At 47.1% G+C, this 19,213-nt stretch carries 23 protein-coding genes and 2 pseudogenes; 11 read left to right on the forward strand and 14 right to left on the reverse strand.

The window, feature by feature from the left end:
- Positions 1-34: 34 nt before the first annotated feature.
- From PG862_RS00715 to PG862_RS00735, 5 genes and pseudogenes are all read right to left on the reverse strand, one after another.
- Positions 35-2,035 carry a heavy metal translocating P-type ATPase gene (locus tag PG862_RS00715; RefSeq protein ID WP_333563175.1) on the reverse strand — a complete coding sequence of 667 codons (2,001 nt, stop codon included), beginning with the start codon at positions 2,033-2,035 and terminating at the stop codon, positions 35-37.
- Between the two features lie 98 nt (positions 2,036-2,133).
- A complete protein-coding gene (locus tag PG862_RS00720) occupies positions 2,134-2,352 on the reverse strand; it encodes a cation transporter (protein WP_107000734.1) in 219 nt (72 codons plus the stop codon).
- A 247-nt stretch (positions 2,353-2,599) separates the two neighbouring features.
- Positions 2,600-2,707, reverse strand: a pseudogene (locus PG862_RS00725) (DNA-3-methyladenine glycosylase I); the annotation flags it as partial.
- Positions 2,698-3,534 carry an SIR2 family NAD-dependent protein deacylase gene (locus PG862_RS00730; RefSeq protein ID WP_270706205.1) on the reverse strand — a complete coding sequence of 279 codons (837 nt, stop codon included), beginning with the start codon at positions 3,532-3,534 and terminating at the stop codon, positions 2,698-2,700. The pseudogene PG862_RS00725 and the gene PG862_RS00730, both read right to left, overlap by 10 nt.
- A 60-nt stretch (positions 3,535-3,594) precedes the next feature.
- The gene (locus PG862_RS00735; protein ID WP_270231197.1) at positions 3,595-4,551 is read right to left on the reverse strand and encodes an SIR2 family NAD-dependent protein deacylase; all 957 of its coding nucleotides are present in this window, start codon (positions 4,549-4,551) and stop codon (positions 3,595-3,597) included.
- Positions 4,552-4,678: 127 nt separating this feature from the next.
- Between PG862_RS00735 and PG862_RS00740 the strand changes: the two genes are divergently transcribed.
- From PG862_RS00740 to PG862_RS00755, 4 genes are all read left to right on the forward strand, one after another.
- Positions 4,679-5,122, forward strand: coding sequence for an Rrf2 family transcriptional regulator (locus PG862_RS00740; RefSeq protein WP_117796831.1), 444 nt, complete (start codon positions 4,679-4,681; stop codon positions 5,120-5,122).
- Positions 5,123-5,366: 244 nt separating this feature from the next.
- Entirely contained in the window at positions 5,367-5,729 is a 363-nt protein-coding gene (locus PG862_RS00745; RefSeq protein WP_107000739.1) for a CGGC domain-containing protein, read from the forward strand.
- Between the two features lie 53 nt (positions 5,730-5,782).
- A complete protein-coding gene (locus PG862_RS00750; protein ID WP_270706207.1) occupies positions 5,783-6,169 on the forward strand; it encodes an ArsR/SmtB family transcription factor in 387 nt (128 codons plus the stop codon).
- A complete protein-coding gene (locus PG862_RS00755; RefSeq protein WP_270706208.1) occupies positions 6,166-7,188 on the forward strand; it encodes a helix-turn-helix domain-containing protein in 1,023 nt (340 codons plus the stop codon). Before PG862_RS00750 ends, PG862_RS00755 begins: the two co-directional genes overlap by 4 nt.
- Before the next feature lie 126 nt (positions 7,189-7,314).
- Here the strand turns inward: PG862_RS00755 and PG862_RS00760 are convergent, their stop codons facing one another.
- The 3 genes from PG862_RS00760 to PG862_RS00770 form a co-directional block, all read right to left on the reverse strand.
- Entirely contained in the window at positions 7,315-7,908 is a 594-nt protein-coding gene (locus tag PG862_RS00760) for a sugar O-acetyltransferase (RefSeq protein WP_118522255.1), read from the reverse strand.
- A gap of 83 nt (positions 7,909-7,991) precedes the next feature.
- Positions 7,992-8,102, reverse strand: a complete 111-nt coding sequence (locus tag PG862_RS00765) for a DUF2200 domain-containing protein (RefSeq protein ID WP_147353120.1) — start codon at positions 8,100-8,102, stop codon at positions 7,992-7,994.
- A gap of 142 nt (positions 8,103-8,244) precedes the next feature.
- Positions 8,245-8,640, reverse strand: a complete 396-nt coding sequence (locus PG862_RS00770) for a pyridoxamine 5'-phosphate oxidase family protein (protein WP_118481843.1) — start codon at positions 8,638-8,640, stop codon at positions 8,245-8,247.
- Positions 8,641-8,759: 119 nt separating this feature from the next.
- Here PG862_RS00770 and PG862_RS00775 point away from each other — a divergent pair, with 119 nt between their 5' ends.
- Positions 8,760-9,098 carry a winged helix-turn-helix transcriptional regulator gene (locus PG862_RS00775; protein WP_107000743.1) on the forward strand — a complete coding sequence of 113 codons (339 nt, stop codon included), beginning with the start codon at positions 8,760-8,762 and terminating at the stop codon, positions 9,096-9,098.
- 411 nt (positions 9,099-9,509) lie between these two features.
- Here the strand turns inward: PG862_RS00775 and PG862_RS00780 are convergent, their stop codons facing one another.
- Complete coding sequence (locus PG862_RS00780; RefSeq protein ID WP_333563176.1) at positions 9,510-9,824, reverse strand: hypothetical protein; 315 nt, start codon at positions 9,822-9,824, stop codon at positions 9,510-9,512.
- A gap of 12 nt (positions 9,825-9,836) precedes the next feature.
- On the reverse strand, positions 9,837-10,100 hold the full coding sequence (locus tag PG862_RS00785; protein WP_333489792.1) for an AAA family ATPase: 264 nt from the start codon (positions 10,098-10,100) through the stop codon (positions 9,837-9,839).
- Positions 10,101-10,424: 324 nt separating this feature from the next.
- Between PG862_RS00785 and PG862_RS00790 the strand changes: the two genes are divergently transcribed.
- Both PG862_RS00790 and PG862_RS00795 read left to right on the forward strand, forming a co-directional pair.
- A complete protein-coding gene (locus PG862_RS00790) occupies positions 10,425-12,185 on the forward strand; it encodes a diguanylate cyclase domain-containing protein (RefSeq protein WP_118637961.1) in 1,761 nt (586 codons plus the stop codon).
- A 370-nt stretch (positions 12,186-12,555) separates the two neighbouring features.
- Complete coding sequence (locus PG862_RS00795) at positions 12,556-12,846, forward strand: hypothetical protein (RefSeq protein WP_182426667.1); 291 nt, start codon at positions 12,556-12,558, stop codon at positions 12,844-12,846.
- On the opposite strand, the gene PG862_RS00800 is transcribed toward PG862_RS00795, so the two are convergent.
- Both PG862_RS00800 and PG862_RS00805 read right to left on the reverse strand, forming a co-directional pair.
- Positions 12,832-13,983 (reverse strand): sensor histidine kinase, encoded by a 1,152-nt coding sequence (locus PG862_RS00800; protein WP_118469108.1) that lies wholly within the window; start codon positions 13,981-13,983, stop codon positions 12,832-12,834. The two genes, PG862_RS00795 and PG862_RS00800, sit on opposite strands and share 15 nt — an antisense overlap.
- Complete coding sequence (locus PG862_RS00805; protein ID WP_118469106.1) at positions 13,980-14,657, reverse strand: response regulator transcription factor; 678 nt, start codon at positions 14,655-14,657, stop codon at positions 13,980-13,982. The genes PG862_RS00800 and PG862_RS00805 overlap by 4 nt, the downstream gene beginning before the upstream one ends.
- Positions 14,658-14,804: 147 nt before the next feature.
- Between PG862_RS00805 and PG862_RS00810 the strand changes: the two genes are divergently transcribed.
- From PG862_RS00810 to PG862_RS00825, 4 genes and pseudogenes are all read left to right on the forward strand, one after another.
- Positions 14,805-14,951 carry a CD1871A family CXXC motif-containing protein gene (locus PG862_RS00810; RefSeq protein ID WP_182426666.1) on the forward strand — a complete coding sequence of 49 codons (147 nt, stop codon included), beginning with the start codon at positions 14,805-14,807 and terminating at the stop codon, positions 14,949-14,951.
- 25 nt (positions 14,952-14,976) lie between these two features.
- Entirely contained in the window at positions 14,977-15,870 is an 894-nt protein-coding gene (locus tag PG862_RS00815) for a 4Fe-4S binding protein (protein WP_182430897.1), read from the forward strand.
- Between the two features lie 5 nt (positions 15,871-15,875).
- A complete protein-coding gene (locus PG862_RS00820; RefSeq protein ID WP_270231193.1) occupies positions 15,876-16,832 on the forward strand; it encodes a TlpA disulfide reductase family protein in 957 nt (318 codons plus the stop codon).
- Between the two features lie 101 nt (positions 16,833-16,933).
- A pseudogene (locus PG862_RS00825) lies at positions 16,934-17,164 on the forward strand (peptide-methionine (R)-S-oxide reductase); the annotation flags it as partial.
- Positions 17,165-17,500: 336 nt separating this feature from the next.
- On the opposite strand, the gene PG862_RS00830 reads toward PG862_RS00825, so the two are convergent.
- Positions 17,501-17,638 (reverse strand): hypothetical protein, encoded by a 138-nt coding sequence (locus tag PG862_RS00830; protein ID WP_233430213.1) that lies wholly within the window; start codon positions 17,636-17,638, stop codon positions 17,501-17,503.
- Positions 17,639-17,849: 211 nt separating this feature from the next.
- On the reverse strand, positions 17,850-19,166 hold the full coding sequence (locus PG862_RS00835) for a hemolysin family protein (protein ID WP_107000749.1): 1,317 nt from the start codon (positions 19,164-19,166) through the stop codon (positions 17,850-17,852).
- Between the last annotated feature and the right edge of the window lie 47 nt (positions 19,167-19,213).

Here is a 19,213-nt window from a genome sequence, read left to right on the forward strand (position 1 = left end):
GGTCCCCCCTTTTGTTTTTGTTTATTTCTGAACTTTAAAGATTTTTCACAAACAGTGCCCGGATAGCGTTGAGGACGGCTATAATCATCACGCCCACATCCGCAAACACGGCCAGCCACATATTGGCGAAGCCCAGAGCGACCAGCACGAGGCAGACCAGTTTTACGCCGATGGCCACCACGATGTTCTGATAGACGATGCCAAGGCACTTGCGTGAGATTTTGATTGCTTTGGAAATTTGCATTGGATCGTCATCCATCAGTACTACATCCGCAGCTTCAATGGCAGCGTCAGAACCCATAGCGCCCATAGCAATGCCGATGTCTGCCCGGCGAAGCACCGGGGCATCGTTGATGCCATCTCCCACAAAAGCCAGTTTTTCTTTCTCCGGCTTGTTCTGAATCAACTGCTCCACTTTCTCCACCTTGTCGGCAGGAAGCAGTTCACTGTAAACCTCATCCAGCCCCAGTGCGGAGGCTACACTATCAGCCACCTTCTTGGCGTCACCAGTAAGCATCACAGTCTTGCGAACCCCAGCCGACTTTAATGTCTGAATGGCTTCCTTGGAGTGAGGCTTCACGATATCGGAAATAACAATGTGCCCGGCATATTTCCCGTCAATCGCCATGTGAATAATGGTGCCTACGCTGTGGCACGGAATAGCCTGGACCCCCAGACGATTCATGAGCTTGTCGTTTCCAGCCGCGACCTGATGATCATCCACTGTGGCGATGACACCGTTGCCGCTGAGCTCCTGAATATTGGTTACACGGCTGCGGTCAATTTCCATGCCATAGGCTTTCTGTAAGCTCTTGCTGATGGGATGACTGGAAGCGCTCTCTGCCAGGGCCGCGTACTCCACCAGCTTGCGTTCGTCCATCTCGTTGTGGTGGATGGCGTTGACCTCGAACACGCCCTGGGTCAGAGTACCGGTCTTGTCAAAGACCACGATCTTAGCCTGTGACAGGGTCTCCAGATAGTTGGACCCCTTCACCAGAACGCCCGCCTTACTGGCTCCGCCAATTCCTGCAAAGAAGGACAAAGGAATGGAAATGACCAAAGCGCAGGGGCAACTGGCAACGAGGAAGGTCAGCGCACGATAGATCCAGGTCTCCCAGCCTGCATCCAGCCCCATGGCAAACATCCGTACCAGCGGCGGCAATACAGCCAGCGCCAGCGCGGCATAGCACACCGCAGGAGTGTAGATCTTGGCAAAGCGGGAAATGAAGTCCTCCGACTTGGACTTCCGGGAGGAGGCGTTCTCCACCAGATCCAGAATCCTGGAGACAGTGGACTCGCCAAATTCCTTGGTTGTCTGAATATGGAGCAAACCTGTCATGTTGATACAACCGGAGATGATCTCATCGCCAGTCTTGACCTCACGGGGCAAACTTTCACCAGTGAGAGCGGCAGTGTTCAAAGTGGATTCTCCCTGCACTACGGTACCGTCAATAGGAACTTTCTCACCGGGCTGTACCACAATAATGGTGCCGATACCCACTTCGTCCGGGTCTACCTGTTCCAGTTTTCCCTCCCGTTCGATATTGGCATAATCAGGACGGATGTCCATCAGATCACTGATGTTCCGGCGGCTCTTGCCCACAGCGTAGGACTGGAACCATTCGCCCACCTGGTAGAACAGCATCACCGCAATGGCCTCCAGATAGTCGCCGTTTTCATATACAGCCAGTGCCAGAGCCCCCAGCGTAGCCACCGCCATCAGAAAGTGCTCATCGAACACCTGACCGTTACGGATACCTTTTCCGGCTTTTTTCAGAATGTCGTAGCCAATAACCAGATAATCCACCAGGAACACAGCCAGACGTACCCAGCGGCCTGCCGAGCCAAACACTTCAAATGCGCCTGCGCCCAGGACCTGCAAAATTAACAGTAGAACCGTAGCAGTCAGAATCCGCCACAACATCACTTTTTGTTTTTTGGTCATACCGGCGGAGGGCCGCATGCCGATGATCTGAAGGATCACGGCCAGCAGAGCCACCACGATCAGCAGACCGTTGATGATATACTCCTGCATTTCGTTTTACCCCTTTCACAATTGCTTATTCGTTTATTTATCTAAGAGAAAAAATGCCCTGCAAGCTGCCGCTCGACAGGGCATTTCGTTTCGCTGGCTTACAGAAATATCTCGCAGTCGGGTTCCACCTTCTTGCAGGCTTTGCGAACCTCCTGCATAACAGCCTTGGGATCCTGATCTTCCTCGAACTCCACGTTCATCTTGAGGGTCATAAAGTTCACCGTAGCACTCTGTACGCCGCTGGTCTTGCGGGCGGCATCTTCCATCAGGTTGGCGCAGTTAGCGCAATCCACATCGATTTTGTAAGTCTTTTTCATTTTGAAAATCTCCTCTCTTAATTTGTTCCTGTTGTCAGAACAATTAAATCATCGTTTAATTGTATCTTCATCATACGCAGGAAAACCGTCCTCGTCAACGCTTTGAACCCATATCCTGCTATTCGGGAAAAGGGTTCTTCTGTTTGGGCAAAATGCAGCTTTTATCGGCACATTCCAGTACCCGGTAAAAAGCCGGGAGGCATTGACAATTTGAGTCAACTTCCCGGCGTTTTATTTTCTGCATTTTCTACTGCTGCAAAGGATTCAGAAAGCAAATTGATTCATGAGAGTTGATAGCTCCCACCGCCTGCAAATAGGCATAGATGATTATGGTCCCCACAAACTTCATGCCTCGCACGCCTCCCGGAGAGCAGGCAGCAGCTCATCCAGCCGCCCGTCCAGTCCGAAGGACTTCTCTTTGATATTGTCCGCAATGTAGATCTCCCCCAGATTGATGGTCACATAAGTGGCGTTTGGCTCGCCGGCCACCAGGCGCATCATCGGGGCCTTGATCAGCTGATTGCGCCAGCCAATGCCCAGCTCTAGAACCACCAGTTTCTTTCCGTGGTAGGTTTTCAGAAAGTTTTGGAACCGTGCCTGGGCAGCGGTATCCGGAATCATTCTCTGACCCGCGCCCATGTGGATGTCCATGGGACCTCCGCACTTGGGACAACGCGGCACCAACTCTGTAGGCACATGGCCGCCCTGTTCCGCAACCGATAATTTTTCGGCCACCTCTAAACTTGAATAGAGGGTGTCGTGGCAGGGGCGGGCACACTGCATCGTAAACCAGTTGCCCTCAATCTCATAGATTTTCGTCGGATCGAAACCACACCGTTCAAAGTGACCTTCTCCGTTTGATGTGACGACAAAGTAATCCTTCTCTCCCACAATGGCCTTCAAATCGTTCATCACCGGCGTAGGCTGGTATTGCCCGCAGTAATGATGGATGAGCCGGGCCCAGAAGGCCCATTTTTTCTCCTCGCTGGGCCATCCGGCCATCATTCCCTGCAAAATACAATGTAAGCCGTATTTTTGTTTGAAATCTCCAAACAATTCATCAAAGGCTGCATTATCTGCAAACAAATGCAGTCCTTCGGTGATGGACAGGCCGTTACTGGCCCCGATCAGGATAGCGTCCGCTTCTCTGAATTTTTCCGCAATAGGGTTCCAATCAATCATATTCGTTCGCTCCTTTCTATTTTATGGTTGCTGCGATGGATCGCACCTGCCGGAGGGCAGCTAGAGTTTTCGTGCATCCCGTAGCACTTGAGCAATGTCGGCCACAATGGTCATGCCCTTGTCCTCCAACTGTTTGGGCAGGAAGTCATACTTGTTGTTGACAGCAATATACCGGGCATGGGGAAAGCTGAGGGTCAGGTTCCAGAAAGGCTCCTGAATAAACATGGGAGTCATTCGGCCAACGCCCAGTTCCAGAAACAGAATTTTGCTGTCTTTGTGTTCCAGCACATAGCGAGAAATTTTTTCGTACTGTTCTTCGTATTTCTTTCCTTGCAGAAAATTCCCATATCCTCGCACCCAGGGGAATGCCTCACCGCCGCAGTGGGGGCACCGGGGAATGAGATCCGTAGGAATCTTCGTGCCATCCCCCATAGCGGCTACCATATCAGCCACCGGCTTTACCGCATCCCAAGTGTCATCGGTACAACAGGCGGCACACTGGAGGAAGCGGTGATCCCCCTGGACCTCCGCCACCTTCTCCTCCGGGTAGAGTTTGACAAACTGGGTATCCTGGTTAGTGGTGAGGATGAAGAAGTCCTTGCCTTTCAGCAAAGCGTCCAGATCCAGATAGGGATGACGCACAGGTGCGGTCTGGGTGGTGTGAAGGAAGGTGGCGAGATACCCCCAATACTCTTCCCTTGTCTTCCATGGGTGCATCATCCCTGCAAAAGCACCTTTGAAGTGGTACTTCTCGGCAAAAGGTCGGAAGTATTTGCGGTAGGAGTCGCTGTCCTCGTAGTAAAAATCTCCGCCACCAGCAGCGGACAGGCCGGAGGCCCCGCCCACTACCACACAGTCAGCTTCCTTTACCTCCTGTACCAACCGATTAATCTGTTCGCTATACGGCAGCGGCTTTTTGTCAGTCAGCTGATAAGGCGTACTGCCGGAAGCATAGATATGATAGTGTCTGGAATAATTCATCTGGGTCTGCATGACCAGATCATCATAGAAGTTCATTGTCACCATTCCTTTCAAATGGGTGTTATTTTTATTCTTACTTCAAATTATTTTAGCATCCCCTTGCGTCACTGTCAATATGCTGTTATAATAAAAATAACATCAAAACAAAAAAGGAGATCAGGCCATGAAATATCCAACCCGCCTTAGCGATGCTGTTCATATTCTAGCTTTTATCGCTCTGTACCCAGACTGCGATCTGACCAGTAACAAGCTGGCAGAGAGCATTCAGACAAATCCTGCCTATGTGCGCCAGCTCATGTCCGCCCTGCGGAAAGGTGGACTGCTGATCAGCGTGAAGGGACATCCCCGACCTGCTCTGGCTCGTGAGCCGGAGAAAATCACTCTACTGGATGTCTATCGAGCAGTAGAGGGCAACAAGCCCCTGCTCCATCAGGACATCCACACCAACCCCGCTTGTGGCGTGGGCGTGAACATTCAACTGGTGCTGCGGGATTTTTACTTGGACATTCAAAAAAAAGCGGAACAAAGAATGCAAGAAATTACACTGAAAGATGTACTGGAACAATATCACATGAAGTTAGAAGGGACGCTCTTGCAGCGTTTATGACGGATTGATTTTCAGAAACTCTTCCATTTGGGAGAAAAATTCTTCTGAACGGGAAATACAGAACCTCCTTGCGGAGCTATACTGAGAACCGGAGAGACCTATACCCCGTATTTTGTGAATGATTAAAGAGGATCGCTACTACGAGGACATTTCCATCCAGCTGTTGGAAAATCTGGTTACATAATAATAGACAATGGACCGGCCAAATCTGAATGGCAGGCCCTAAATTAAGGAGGAAACTAATATGAAACTTGGCATTATTCGTTGTATGCAGACAGAGGATTACTGCCCCGGAAGCCGGGATTTTCGGACAATCCGAGAGAGAAAAGGCGCTTTTATGGGAGAGGATGATATTCAGTTAGTGGGCTTCATCAACTGCGGCGGCTGCCCCGGAAAAAAAGCGGTGCTGCGGGCCCGTTCTCTGGTAGAACAGGGCGCTGACACCATTGCTTTTGCTTCTTGCATCAGCAAAGGGACTCCCATTGGTTACCCCTGTCCTTTTGCTAAGCGTATGCGAGAGCTGGTGCAGAAAGAGGTAGGCGATGGTGTCCGTATCTTGGATTACACCCATGACGCTGGCCCTGAACCAGAAACATCTCAAAAGTAAAGTTTCTTTTCTCTCCGGTCTATGATAAGATAGACTTCAAGGAGGAGTGCTAAATGATTCAGAACCACTTACCCCACGACCACGAACAAACTATCGAGCATGAACTGGAATATATGCCCAGCGTAGAAAACTTTCAAACCGTAGCTGATATTTTCAAGCAGCTGGGAGATGGCAGCCGTATTCGCATTTTTTGGTTGCTTTGCCACTGTGAGGAATGTGTTATCAATCTTTCAGCCATGGTAAATATGAGCAGTCCTGCAGTTTCTCACCATCTCAAGCAGTTGAAATCAGCGGGTCTGATCGTTAACCGCCGGGACGGAAAAGAGGTCTATTATAAAGCAGCTGATACCGAGCAGGCCCGAAATTTCCACCACATGATTGAGTGGCTTGTAAAAATCGCCTGTCCGTCGCAAGTAGAAAAACAAAAAGGAACGCCATGAAAAAAGAAGAATCCAAAGTTATCGCTCAAAAACTTCAAAAGATCCCAAACGGCACCCACGCCTTGAAGCATTGCCGGGCTGGTGGAACGGGTACTACACTCTTTGGAGAACAGTTTCGAGCGGTTACCGCTGGAAAAGGGTGTATGGAGGCATATGAAACTTTTCCTGGAATAGAGGTATCCTTCAATGTTTTTCTTGCTTCAGAGGTCAAGTTTCGGCATGATGCTTCGGATTCTGTTTTAGAAATTTACTATTGTCGCAGTGGTCGCGTGGGTTGGAATATGCACGGCGGTACTGCCGTCTATTTAGGTACAGGTGATGTGACAGCACACAGTATGGCCTGCTGCGCGGATTCCGCCATGATGTTTCCCCTAGGATATTCAGAGGGAATTTCCATTTCCGTGGATCTGAAACAGCTCTCTTCCATTTGCCCGGAAGCTTTAAAGAATGCCGGTGTGGAAGCAGACCAGTTACAGAATCGATTTTGCTCCGGAAAGCCATCCGCAATCCCGTCTTGTTCCGATTTAGAGCATATTTTTGCCCCACTCTTTTCTGCTCCTGTGTCCGTTCGAATTTCCCTCTTGAAATTGAAGGTGCTGGAAATTTTGATTTATTTGAGCAACATGAAATCGGAGCATAAAGAATTGACTCAATACTTTTCCCAGCAAACCGAATTGATAAAAGAAATTCATCAACAGTTGACAGAGCACTTGGAGCAACGATTTACGATTGCAGAACTTTCCAAACAGTATTTGATAAATACCTCCACTCTAAAGGAGATATTCAAGGCAGTCTACGGTCAGCCTATCGCCACCTATATGAAGGAATTTCGAGTGCGTCAGGCTATGAAATTATTACGGGAAACAAATGACACTATCGCGGATATTGCTTCCCAGGTAGGCTACCAAACCCAGGGAAAGTTTTCAAGCGCTTTTCAGTCTATCGTCAAAATGTCACCCAGAGAATACAGAAAAATCCAGGGTATAGCTCCATTGGATTCCTTTAGCAAAACACTGTAATGAAAAATCCCGAATTGTCATTCCCAGTATAACATGCCTTCTCCCCGCAGAAAAGCATGGCGAAAAACAAAAATGTCCCCGGAGAGCTTGTGCGTATGTTTTTTCAGCGTTTCCGATCTGAATTTCTCAGAACAGAATATCCTCCGGCTTGAACTTATCTTTTTCGGTAATGGGGCGGATCACCTTGCAGGGCACCCCTACTGCGATGACACCGGCGGGAATGTCATGGGTGACGACGCTTCCCGCCCCGATAACCGAGCCTGCCCCGATGGTAACGCCGCCGCAGACGGTGGAATTTGCACCGATCCAGACGTTTTCCTCCAGCGTAATAGGTGCTGAAGTTCCAATGCCGTGGCTGCGCTGCTCCGGGTCGATGGCATGACCGGAGCAGGCAAGGCATACGCCGGGGGCAATAAAGACACCTGCTCCGATGTTTACCGGAGAGGTATCCAGAATGACACAGTTATAGTTGATGACCGCCAAGCCGTGGGTATGGATGTTGAAGCCATAGTCACAGTGGAAATCCGGTTGAATGCCGGTCATGGGAGAACAGGTGCCCAGCAAGGTCTGCAGGATGCTGCGCCGCTTTTCCTGTTCGTTGGGAGCGGTGCGGTTGTACTCCCAGCACAGTTGCTTTGCACGGTTCTGTTCCTCCGTGGGGGTGTTTTCATAGCCGCTTACGTAGGCGGCAAGGCGTTTCATAATATCCAGAGCGTTCATCGTGTTTGTCCTTTCCATACAATGTTTCCTCAAGGATTATACCACATTCTCTGTCGGTGTGTAATAGGCTGCTTTCCCCTCCCTCATTTGTTTGTCCGCTTGATCTTCTCCATCACTTTGCCCTTAGCCAGCTCATCCACCAGCATGGGATATATTTTTGCAAATGGCATGGCATATACTTTTTCAGTTTCCATTTTCGTCCCTCCCTCAGGTGCGTCTATGTGCAGCGTATACCACTCTTCCGGATAATAAAGAATGTGTGCCGCCGCCCACAGCGCCAAACATCAGCCGGGGAATTTCCAGTCTGACAAACCGTAATGTACATTACTCAAAATTTTACAGATTGATAACCTTCGGTTCTTCTGTGAATGAATAAATAGTTGCGATGACACTTTCAAAAACGAATACCGTCATCAAATTGTCATCAACCGTATACATAGACTGGAGAGCATTTTTATTTGCTTCCATCATGGCTACACGAGCTTCACGGCGAGTATCTTCTTTTACTGCACCTTTCACACGAATCCAAGTACCTTTGTTCATTCCACACATTTCAACTTTTCCATTTACTTTCATCTGGTTGTAAACATCTTTTTTATTATTCGTTACAATATAAAGTTTTCCTTCAAATTCACATACAGCACCAAATGGGCGTACATGTGGCTGGTCTCCTTCTACCGTGGCAAGATAAAAAGTTCCGCATTCCTGCAAATATTTTACTACGTCATTCATTTCAAAATCCTCCTGAAAACAAATTGTATTTTTATTTTTTATGCGTATAATTATATATCATAGGAGAAAACAAACAAGTACGATATTTTACGATACTGGTATCAGAAAGGAACGTATATATGGAAAAGAAAAATCTATTTGGGCTTTGCCCGTATGTGACTTCGCAAAAAGTTTTAACAGGTAAATGGTCTATGTATATTATGTATTTGTTAACAGATGGCCCCATCCGGTTTAATGAATTACAAAGAAAAATGCCAGAAGAAATGACACATACAACGCTATCAAGACAGCTGAAAAAGTTGGAAGAAGAAGGCTTGATTGAACGCATAGAATATCAGCAGATTCCACCAAAAGTAGAATACAAATTAAGTGATATTGGAGAAAAATTCAGGAAAGTACTGAAGGAGTTGGAAATATGGGGAAACGAGTATATTCAATATTTAAACGATAAAGAATGATGAAATATTCTCCTACGAATATGGGTAGCATATAAGCTATTCAGTTTTCAAGGAACATCCGTTTTCGCGTTGGCCTCGTAGGCGCGCTTTGGTTGTCCTTGCAGGACTACCTACGGTTCGTTTTGACTTTTTTAGTGTCCTATGCAGTCGGATTGGGGCAAAAAAATACCCCGTTGGTTTCCCAACGAGGCATCGAAGACGATTCTATTCTGTTTTCTGTAAACTGGTAACCGTTTATCTCCTGGTGACCATTTGAGTCACGGCCAATGTATTAAAAAAGCAAAGCTCATCTCAGCAAATCAGACAAGCTGTATTCTCCTTTGGGGATATTTGCTGTTCTGCGATACTCTTTTATGGCTTTCACCAAGAGCTGTGGGTTACTGAAATACTGCTTCACAAAATCATACGACTTCACATCATGCATCCGAAGATTTGTTTTACAAAATTCGCTTGTTTTTTTCCAGAACGCTTAAACTGATCATATGCTTTACTCAATCGAAATTCCTCTCTGCGAGAATCCAAAATCCGTATCACAGAAATCTGCTCATCAAATCCTTTCCGTAAGTATCGCTCCTCGAATCGTTTAGCACTTCTGCAACGGATAACACATTCTTCCAACATTTCTTCTCTTGTGAAAATCAGAAGATCATTATCAACCAGTATGTCGATAATAGCTTCTTCGGCAGATCCTTCACATATACACGCCTTATATTTTGCTAATTCCATTCTGCTGCCTCCTTAATTGATTGAAGCAGCCAGGCTTTTCTTCAAGCGCATATACGCTTCATATGCTGGCGTTGTTCCCTCAAGGAAACCGCTCTGGTAGGCATCACTCTTTTTAATATCATTACGTTTCAATATATGGCTCAAATTTTCTGCTGTAATGCCATTACGGTTTCTTACAATACAAATTCCGTCATTTCGGTCATATTCATCCAGCAGTTCCGGATAATGCGTAGTGAAAATAAGCGTTCCGCCATTCTTGTTCAGTCGGCTATCCATAAAGAAGCGTAACCGCCATGTTGAATTCCAAAAGAAAAGATGCCATAAAAACAAGCAATCCAACAATCAAACTGTACTTTTTTTATTTGTTTAGGAGCACTACTTCTCTTTTCCATTGTACGCAAGGAAAACGTTATCAGTACAATGTAAAAACGTTCTATAACTTTTTGGGCAAAATTTATTCAATTTTTTTACTTCCGTGATATAATGCTTAATTATAAAAACATCAGTCAGAGACCCAACTCCCACTGAGACAAATTTGCTATTACTCACCACCTGAAGAGGTGGGAGTCTTCTCGACTGAGATAAAACGAGGTGAATCAGGTGAAAAAAAAGACACTTGTGCCTCTTCTCGTTTTTTTAATGGGCATATGCCTTGTTAGTTTAGTCGTATACAACACAGATACTCATGAAAAAGAGCAGAGCCGCACAACAGCACAATTAAATGCAACAACCTATGGAGAACGTATAGAGAATGAGATTATAAATGGAATAGAGATTACAGATGTTCTGAAACAGCTTTTGATCAGCGGAACTGGAGAAATCAATCAATTTGACACAATTGCAAAAAATATTATGTCGGATTCTGTTGAAAGCGTACAGCTTGCTCCGGCTGGTATTGTAACGGATATTTATCCGGCCGATGGAAATGAGGCAGGTAAGATTGATCTGATTCATGATAAAGAACGTGGTGAAATTTCCATATATGCAAGAGATCATCATACAATCGTTACACAGGGACCTTTTGAATTGAAACAGGGTGGATATGGAATTGCTGTCCGCAATCCTATTTATCTGAAAGATGAAAACGGGCAGGAATATTTTTGGGGATTTACCATTGTTATCCTTCGTGTTCCGGATATTTTTTCAGATGCGACAAGTGCGCTTTCGAAATTTGGATATGAATATAGTCTTTCCAAAACGGATAATCCATGGAGTGATAATTATAAAATTATTTATCAGTCAGATCGTCAATTAACGAATCCTGTTTCCTATGACTTTACGATAGGAACGGAGAACTGGAAGTTTGAAGTAATGCCTGAAAATGGCTGGGGAAACAATACATTAATAGCAGTAATCAGTGTTTTCTTTATTGCGATTACCATGCTTTTGGTAACTCTTACCCGGATGTGGCTGGTATCAAAAGAAAATAAAAACAAATTTCAAATACTGGCACACACAGATTCTCTTACAGGTATTTACAATCGCTATGGATTCGATGAACTGGCAGAAAAGATGATTAATAAAAATCCGAAAGCGAAATTTGTGGCTGTACTCCTTGATATTGATGATTTTAAATTTATTAATGATATCTATGGACATGTTTACGGAGACAAAGCATTAAGGAGTCTGGCAGACAGTATGAAAGCTTTTTTCCCGTCTGATGCGTTACTAGGAAGAAATGGTGGAGATGAGTTCTGTATTCTTTTAAAAAATTATTCCTACGAGGATGTAAAAGAGAAGCTACAGCAATTCACTATGGCTCCAAAGACATTTTCATATAAGGGAAAAGAATATCCATTTTATATTTCTCTTGGATATTCGGAATATCCGACATTTGCGTCTAACCGTTCACAGCTTATGCGCTGTGCAGATGCAGCCCTTTACGAAATAAAACTTCATGGAAAAAATGGCTGCATGGCTTATAGGGAAGGACTTGAATTAAGGGTTCGTAAACAACTGGGATTTGCATTTAGGGATATCTCCGAGCACCTTCCAGGAGCATTTATCATATACAGAGCAGACAAAGAAGATGATGAACTCTTTTATGCAAATCAGGAGTTTCTTCATATGGCCGGATATAAAGATATGGATGAACTATTCAGACTTACAAAGAAAAGTTTCAGCAACCTGATACGGGAAGATGAGAAGAAGAAGATAGAAGCAAGCATTTGGAAACAGATTGATAATGGCAATGGAAATGACTATATCCACTTTCATTTACGAAGAGCGGATGGATCGTATCTGTCTGTGCTTGACCATGGGAGAATTGTTGAGAGCCAGCAATATGGCAAAGTATTTTATGTATTGTTCATGGACTGGGAGGATATGAAAAGTCATTACAGTGAAAAATTTTCCGGATAATCGAAGGAAATATTGTAAAAAATATCGTTGTAAATAGAAAAATCCTGCTCATATTCATATATTGAACAGGATTTTTTTTAAATCGCAAGTGGAGCTTCTATTTTATTTGCCAAGGTATGATCTGTTTTCGCCAGTGAATTAAGCAATGCCCGCATCTTTGGATCCAGATTCTTTTTCTCATAAAATGCTTCTTCAAAACCCATGATAACTTAGAGGATGACACCCATCAAGGTATCCACCAAGTTAGCCACCAAGATTCTACGCCGTCAGCAGTTATACTGCGCCTAATAAAATTGTGTTAATAGGGTTATTTAAATACATCAGGTCAGCATGAGCAAAAAGTGGGATTCCAAGCCCGCGCTGGACGAGCATGGTTGCCGTGGAGCGTGAGGACTTTGACCGACTTTCCACTCTGGCAAAGAAGTACGTTACAGCAGAGAAAAAGGAATCCAAACTGCAAAAGGCGGTGGATGCGGCAAACAAGCTAATTGCAAAGCTCAAGGCTGAGATTGACAGTTTGAAACAGGAAATTTCTGATTATAAGTCTGTCCACAGCAAGCTCCGTGCGGCGGAATTGGAGCGTGAAAATACGGAGAGGGACGCCGCAGGGCGGCAAGCGAAGCAGCGAAAAACGAATAAAAGTGTTTTAGGGCTTCGTTGATTGTTGCGTTGGCAACCCCACCGCAATGGTAGTGCCCTTCTCCGAACTTTTCTCCACCCAAACGGAGCCGCCGTGGAGGTCGGCGATCTCCCATACCAGTGAGAGCCCCAGTCCTGCGCCACCGTATTCCCGGCTGCGAGACTTGTCCACCCGGAAGAAGGGCTGGAAAATACTGCGCTGATACACCTCCGGGATGCCGCAGCCGGTGTCGGAGACGCGGAGCAGGAGCTTTTCCAACTCCTGAGTGACAGAAACCCGTACCGAGCCGCCCGGCCGGTTGTACTTGACAGCATTCTCCGTCAGGTTGAAGATCAGCCGGTAAATCAGTGCATCGCTGCCGGTCATAATGCCGTCGCCCTCCGCCGTCAGCGTGACGCCGAGCTTATCTGAGAGCGGCGCAAGATCTGTGAAGATCTCCTCGATCATGGGAGCGAGCTGGATCCGCTCGTTCCGCGCCACCTGCTGCAGATTGCTCATCTCCAGCAGTGTCCTGGTCATCTGTATCAGCCGTTCCGTCTGCTCACGCAAAAGCGTGAGGAACTCCGCCGTCTCCGGTCGCACATCAGGATGCTCCGCGGAAAACAGCTCCAACTGCGCCTGCATTAGTGCCAGTGGCGTGCGCAGCTCGTGGGCGGCGTTGCCGGTGAACTGCCGCTGAGCGGAAAAGGCGTTGTTCAGCCGCTCCAGCATCTGGTTGAACGAGCGGCTCAGCTGCCGGAACTCCGAAATAGCGTCTTCATCGATCCTCATATCGGCAAGATTGTTCAGCTGCACCTGCTCCACCTGCGAGGTAAAGCTGCGCAGGGGCTTGAGAGCGCGTCCGCTGACGAAATAGGCGAGGATGCCGCTGAGCAGCGTTATCGCCGCCGTGATGTACCAGTTGGTGGTGCGGAAGCGCCCCTGCACCCCATCGACAATGATCGTCAGATCCTCGTCAGGGGCTATGAGCTGTGGGTCAAAGCTCGCCGCTCCGCCATCATTCAGGATCACCGTGCCGCCGCCTTGTAAGTTGTCCGCAATGGTGTCCATATAATACACACCGGAGGAGCACAGCAGCAGATTCATGGCCACGCAGGTGACACCGATGAGCAGGACGGACATCAACGTGATGCGCCACTGCAGGGAAAGCCGCTTCATTCCTCCTCACCTCCCATCAGATAGCCCTCGCCGATGCGGTTGCGGATGGGGTCATAGCCCAGCACGGTGCGGAGCTTTTTGCGCAGGGCGGAGATGTGGACGCGAATGGAATTGCTGAAGCTGTCCACGCTATTGTCCCAAACGTGATCCATCAGCTCCTCCTGACTTACTGGCCTTCCTTGATGCACCATCAGGTATTCCAGGATTCCTGTTTCCTTCCGGGTGAGCGTCAGCGTCTGCCCGTTGACGGTGGCGGTACGGGAACGGGTGTCAAAGGTCAGGTCTCCGCAGCTTAGCAGCACATCCTGCTGGGTGAACTGCCGCAATGTCAGGCTGCGGATGCGGGCCTCCAGCTCGGCAAGGTGGAAGGGCTTCGCCAGATAGTCGTTCGCCCCGGCGTCCAGCCCCTGCACCTTGTCCTCCACTTCGCTGCGGGCGGAGAGGATCAGCACCCGCGTCTCCCGGTCGGTCTGCCGCAGGGTGCGCAGCACCGTCATGCCGTCCTTTTTCGGCAGATTCAGATCAAGAAGCACCAGATCGTATCGTTCCACGCCCAGAAGCGCCAGCGCTTTTTCCCCGTCATAGCAGTAGTCCACGCTGTAGGCCAGCCGCCGCAGGCTGCGGACGATGGTCTCGCACAGGGCGCGTTCATCTTCAATTACTAAAAGGTGCATGAGAGCCCTCCTTTTTATTTCTTCGTTTTTGTGTTGCTTTCATTATAGCAAAAACAGATAAGGTTTGTGTTAAGTTTTCGTTCTTAACAGAGACTTTAACTCTCCCGCGCTATGATGGGGACAGAAAATCGGAAAGGGTGATGAAAAATGAGTTGCGAGAAAAAGGCAGCGGCGCAGATCGCGCTGCTGATGGCCGGAGCCGCCATGCTGTGCTTCGGTGTCTGGCGGGGCGAGGCGGCGACAGTGCTGAGCAAAGCAATCAAATTATGTCTGGAGTGTGTGGGCATTGGGTAAAAAGTTTTCAGGCGTTTCACAGACCATGTCCCGCTTCCGGGGCTGGATTCAGGCGGGGGCGACGCTGCTGACCAACCTGCATCTGCCGAACTTTCTCAAGGGCGGACTGTATCAGGGGGCGGGGAAGACCGTCTGCGTGCCGGGGCTGAACTGCTACTCCTGTCCGTCGGCGTCCGGGGCCTGCCCCATTGGGGCGTTTCAGGCGGTGGTGGGGTCTTCCAAGTTCAGCTTCTCCTACTATATCATAGGCTTCCTCATTCTGCTGGGCGTGCTGCTGGGGCGCTTTATCTGCGGCTTTCTATGCCCCTTCGGCTGGTTTCAGGAGCTGCTGCACAAAATCCCCACTAAGAAGCTTTCCACAAAGAGGCTGAAACTGCTGACATACCTGAAATACGCTGTCCTGCTGGTGATGGTTTTCCTGCTACCGGCATTCCTTGTGAACGATGTTGGCATGGGAGACCCGTTCTTCTGCAAATACCTCTGCCCCCAAGGCGTGCTGGAGGGAGCCATCCCGCTGTCCCTTGCCAATTCCGGCATCCGGGCGGCGCTGGGCAAGCTGTTTACATGGAAATTCAGCATCCTGCTGTCGGTGATTGCGCTGAGCGTACTGTTCTACCGACCGTTCTGCAAGTGGCTCTGCCCGCTGGGCGCGTTCTACGCGCTGTTCAACCGGGTGTCCCTCTTCCAGATGAAGGTGGATAAGAATAAGTGCGTTTCCTGCGGGAAATGCGCCAGAGCCTGCAAGATGGATGTGGATGTGACGAAAACGCCCAACCATACCGAGTGCATCCGCTGCGGAATGTGCATCCGCGCCTGTCCGACGAAAGCCGTGTGCTTCCGCTACGGCTTCGGAGACGGTAAAGATAAGGCAAAAGCAGCGGAAACACTACAGACAAACAACACTAACAGGGAGGAATAAAACGAATGAAGATGAATAGGACGAATACTGCCGGCAGAATTCTGGCTCTGCTGCTTACTGCACTGATGGTGCTCTCTCTGGCAGCCTGCGCCACAAAGGGCGGAGACAAAATGGACGGAATGAGTAGCGAACCGAAGAATGCCGAGGAAGCGGTTGCCATGCACAAGGAGCTGATGGCGCAGGAAAATGCCATTCTCTCGGAGAACACAGCGCTTTGGGAAAAAGTTTTCATAGCGGCCGACAAGGGCATGACCATGCAGGAGGACGGCAAAAACTATGGTGAGTTCTTGTTGGACACCATCGAAGGTTCCAAAGATCAGTTTACGGAGGATGAGCTGAAGCTGCTCAAGGAGGCGGCAGAGAAGATCCGCGAGATTGAAAACAAGCTGACCATGATAGAGAAAAAGTACCCCGAGGCGGCACAGCAATCTACGGATGGCGCTATGAGCGTGCCCGCGGACAGCGACATGACCACGCCGCCTGATGACGGCAGTATGCAGAAATTCCCCGTCTTTGAGGGCAAGGACCTGGATGGCAACACGGTGAAGAGCGACGAGCTGTTCTCCGCCAACGCCGTCACCGTGGTGAATTTCTGGTTCACCACCTGCAATCCCTGCGTAGGCGAGCTTTCCGAGCTGGATGCGCTGAACAAGGAACTGGCGGAGAAGGGCGGCTCCCTCATCGGCGTCAACACCTTCACGCTGGACGGCGACGAAACGGCAATTTCCGAGGCGAAGGATGTGCTTGCCAAGAAGGGCGCCACCTATCAGAATGTGTATTTTGACTCCGACGGTGAGGCGGGAAAGTTTACCACCAACATCTTTGCCTATCCCACCACCTATGTGGTCGACCGCAGCGGCAATATCGTGGGTGAACCCATCGTAGGCGCCATCACGGAAAAGAAGCAGGCGGAGACTCTGCAAAAACTCATCGACCAGGCTCTTGCCGCCGATATGGGCTGACAAACGAATTTATCTTCTCCGAAAGGAGGGATACACCATGTATCGGAGAGTATTGCCGCTTCTGCTCACCGCGGTACTGCTGCTGAGCGGCTTTCACAAAGCCCATTGAAGAGCCTGCCGTGGTGGAACTGGAGGATCTGAGCCACGGCAAGCGCCGTACAGAGGTCAGAAGCCGTGCCGGAGATTCTCACCTTGGTCATGTGTTCACCGGCGAGCCGGAGTCCCCCAATGGCGTGCGCTACTGCATCAACAGTGCGGTCCTGCGCTTTGTGCCTTACGCAAAGATGAAAGCAGAGGGTTACGGATATCTTCTGTATCTGTTCGAGGAATGAGTTCGCAAAATACTGTTATGTTTCTTAATATTTTTGCTATCAACATGTTCTCCTGCGGCCTTACGATCTGTCAAATCCATCCATGCTTTTGCCTTAAATGGAATCAAATATGCCGCATCCAAGACAGTCACTCCGTGCTTAAACTCTACGTCCTCATAGGTAACCTTGACTCCAAGAACTTTATCGAGATATTCCATGTCATCACCTGCATTCTTAACTCTTTTTCTGTATTATAACTTTTTTTGAGTTAAGATACAATATTTGAGTTAAGAGCAGTCAAAGATCAACATTATAAAAAATCATTTTCAAAGAAAAAAGCCCGGTGCAGCATGAGCATTACACCCACACTGCACCGGACATTCCATCATCGACTGCTTTGTCTATTTTCTTCTTCCTGCCGCACTTCCTGCTCATGCAGCTGCTCTTTTTCTGCTCGTCCTCTTTCAGGTTTTCCTGCATAATCTTCTGCGCCACAAGCCAATACTGCATTTCCGATTTGGTCTTGCGGTACTCTGCATGTGTTCGTCCGTCAACGGCAAAATTGGACTTCATGGATTAAACAAATGTGTGTCTCCCTCTTTTTTATCGCAACATCATTCTATCCCTGTTGTATTTGAAAATGTATATGTACTCTTCTGATATATCCCCTTGTTTCTAAAATAATTTTCAAATGCATTTCAAAATTTTATTCTAAAATTTCTATAATTGCATGTTCAACTTGATGTTCTTTTATTTTGTCAATGATTATATGCATATTTTCTATTTCTAATTCTATTTTTGTATCCCCATCCTTTGGTACCATACCAAATTTTTGAAATACAAATCCAGTAAATGTGTCACAATCTTCTGCTGTAAATGTAACACCTATAGCGTCTTCAATATCACTTAATCGTATATTTCCTTTCACTTCCCACTTGTTATCGCTTATTCTTATAATAACAGTTTCTTCTTCCGACGATATTGGTTCAATATCGTTTAAATCGCCAACAATTTCTTCTAATAAATCAAAAAGAGTTACTATTCCAACCACTCCACCATGCTCATCTAATACAATCGCCATAGATTGCTTCGATTGTTTCATATTTTTAAAAAGCACATCTGCTTTTGTAGTTTCCATAACAAAGTATGGTGCAGAAATTGCAGAATCTATAACCATATCCTTACTTTTTTCTTTTAATCTAAAATAGTCTTTTGCATTTAAAATACCAATAACATGATCTATCGAATCTCCACAGACGGGATAAAGGGTATGTCGTGTATTGTGGATCGTTTCATCCCACTCCTTCACATCATCAGACATCCATAATATTGTCACATCTGTTCGATGTGTAGCAATCGTACCAGCCATAATATCATTAAATTCAAAAACATTTTGAATAAACTCTTTTTCTTGATGATCTATTGTTCCTTTTTCACTTCCCGCATCAACAAGCATACGTATTTCTTCTTCACCTACTTGATCTTCCGCTTCATTTGGATCAATACCACAAATCCTCAAGACAATATTTGTTGATATTGAAAGAAATGAAACGATTGGCTTAAATAGGATAGAGATTCCCGTAACCAATCCTGAAATCCCCATTGCCAGTTCTTCAGATTTTTTCATTGCGATTCTCTTTGGAACTAATTCGCCAAAAACCAACGTGAAATATGATAAAATCAATGTAATCAATATAACAGCTATGGTATCTAAAGTAGAACGTGGAATATTCACACCCATCCCAACAACCCAATCAACTAAAGGTTCTGAGAAATTATCTGCTGCAAAAGCACTTCCTAAAAATCCCGACAATGTGATTGCAACCTGAATTGTCGCAAGAAATCGTGCCGGCTCTTGCGTTAATCGTACTAATCTCTTTGCCCGACCATTACCTTGTTCTGCCATTCGTTCTAGCTTTGTTTCATTCATTGATAAAACAGCGATCTCTGCACTCGCAAAAATCGCGTTTAATATAATTAAAATAATCTGCACTACTAAAAGAATAAAAATTGATGTACTCATAAATAAAACCTTTCTACAATAAAATTATCTAAATATCACACTTACTT

This window comes from Clostridium fessum (assembly GCF_027698965.1).
Taxonomy (GTDB): domain Bacteria; phylum Bacillota; class Clostridia; order Lachnospirales; family Lachnospiraceae; genus Otoolea; species Otoolea fessa.

Excerpts from the sequence above, each read along its gene's own strand:
- PG862_RS00810 (WP_182426666.1), top strand. The coding sequence starts at position 14,805 with ATGAGTTGCGAGAAAAAGGCAGCGGCGCAGATCGCGCTGCTGATGGCC.
- PG862_RS00780 (WP_333563176.1), bottom strand. The coding sequence starts at position 9,824 with ATGGAATTAGCAAAATATAAGGCGTGTATATGTGAAGGATCTGCCGAA.
- PG862_RS00765 (WP_147353120.1), bottom strand. The coding sequence starts at position 8,102 with ATGGAAACTGAAAAAGTATATGCCATGCCATTTGCAAAAATATATCCC.
- PG862_RS00795 (WP_182426667.1), top strand. The coding sequence starts at position 12,556 with ATGGTTGCCGTGGAGCGTGAGGACTTTGACCGACTTTCCACTCTGGCA.
- PG862_RS00755 (WP_270706208.1), top strand. The coding sequence starts at position 6,166 with ATGAAAAAAGAAGAATCCAAAGTTATCGCTCAAAAACTTCAAAAGATC.
- PG862_RS00785 (WP_333489792.1), bottom strand. The coding sequence starts at position 10,100 with ATGGATAGCCGACTGAACAAGAATGGCGGAACGCTTATTTTCACTACG.
- PG862_RS00815 (WP_182430897.1), top strand. The coding sequence starts at position 14,977 with ATGTCCCGCTTCCGGGGCTGGATTCAGGCGGGGGCGACGCTGCTGACC.
- PG862_RS00805 (WP_118469106.1), bottom strand. The coding sequence starts at position 14,657 with ATGCACCTTTTAGTAATTGAAGATGAACGCGCCCTGTGCGAGACCATC.
- PG862_RS00740 (WP_117796831.1), top strand. The coding sequence starts at position 4,679 with ATGAAATATCCAACCCGCCTTAGCGATGCTGTTCATATTCTAGCTTTT.
- PG862_RS00750 (WP_270706207.1), top strand. The coding sequence starts at position 5,783 with ATGATTCAGAACCACTTACCCCACGACCACGAACAAACTATCGAGCAT.
- PG862_RS00835 (WP_107000749.1), bottom strand. The coding sequence starts at position 19,166 with ATGAGTACATCAATTTTTATTCTTTTAGTAGTGCAGATTATTTTAATT.
- PG862_RS00715 (WP_333563175.1), bottom strand. The coding sequence starts at position 2,035 with ATGCAGGAGTATATCATCAACGGTCTGCTGATCGTGGTGGCTCTGCTG.
- PG862_RS00720 (WP_107000734.1), bottom strand. The coding sequence starts at position 2,352 with ATGAAAAAGACTTACAAAATCGATGTGGATTGCGCTAACTGCGCCAAC.
- PG862_RS00770 (WP_118481843.1), bottom strand. The coding sequence starts at position 8,640 with ATGAATGACGTAGTAAAATATTTGCAGGAATGCGGAACTTTTTATCTT.
- PG862_RS00760 (WP_118522255.1), bottom strand. The coding sequence starts at position 7,908 with ATGAACGCTCTGGATATTATGAAACGCCTTGCCGCCTACGTAAGCGGC.
- PG862_RS00735 (WP_270231197.1), bottom strand. The coding sequence starts at position 4,551 with ATGAACTTCTATGATGATCTGGTCATGCAGACCCAGATGAATTATTCC.
- PG862_RS00775 (WP_107000743.1), top strand. The coding sequence starts at position 8,760 with ATGGAAAAGAAAAATCTATTTGGGCTTTGCCCGTATGTGACTTCGCAA.
- PG862_RS00800 (WP_118469108.1), bottom strand. The coding sequence starts at position 13,983 with ATGAAGCGGCTTTCCCTGCAGTGGCGCATCACGTTGATGTCCGTCCTG.
- PG862_RS00820 (WP_270231193.1), top strand. The coding sequence starts at position 15,876 with ATGAAGATGAATAGGACGAATACTGCCGGCAGAATTCTGGCTCTGCTG.
- PG862_RS00745 (WP_107000739.1), top strand. The coding sequence starts at position 5,367 with ATGAAACTTGGCATTATTCGTTGTATGCAGACAGAGGATTACTGCCCC.
- PG862_RS00730 (WP_270706205.1), bottom strand. The coding sequence starts at position 3,534 with ATGATTGATTGGAACCCTATTGCGGAAAAATTCAGAGAAGCGGACGCT.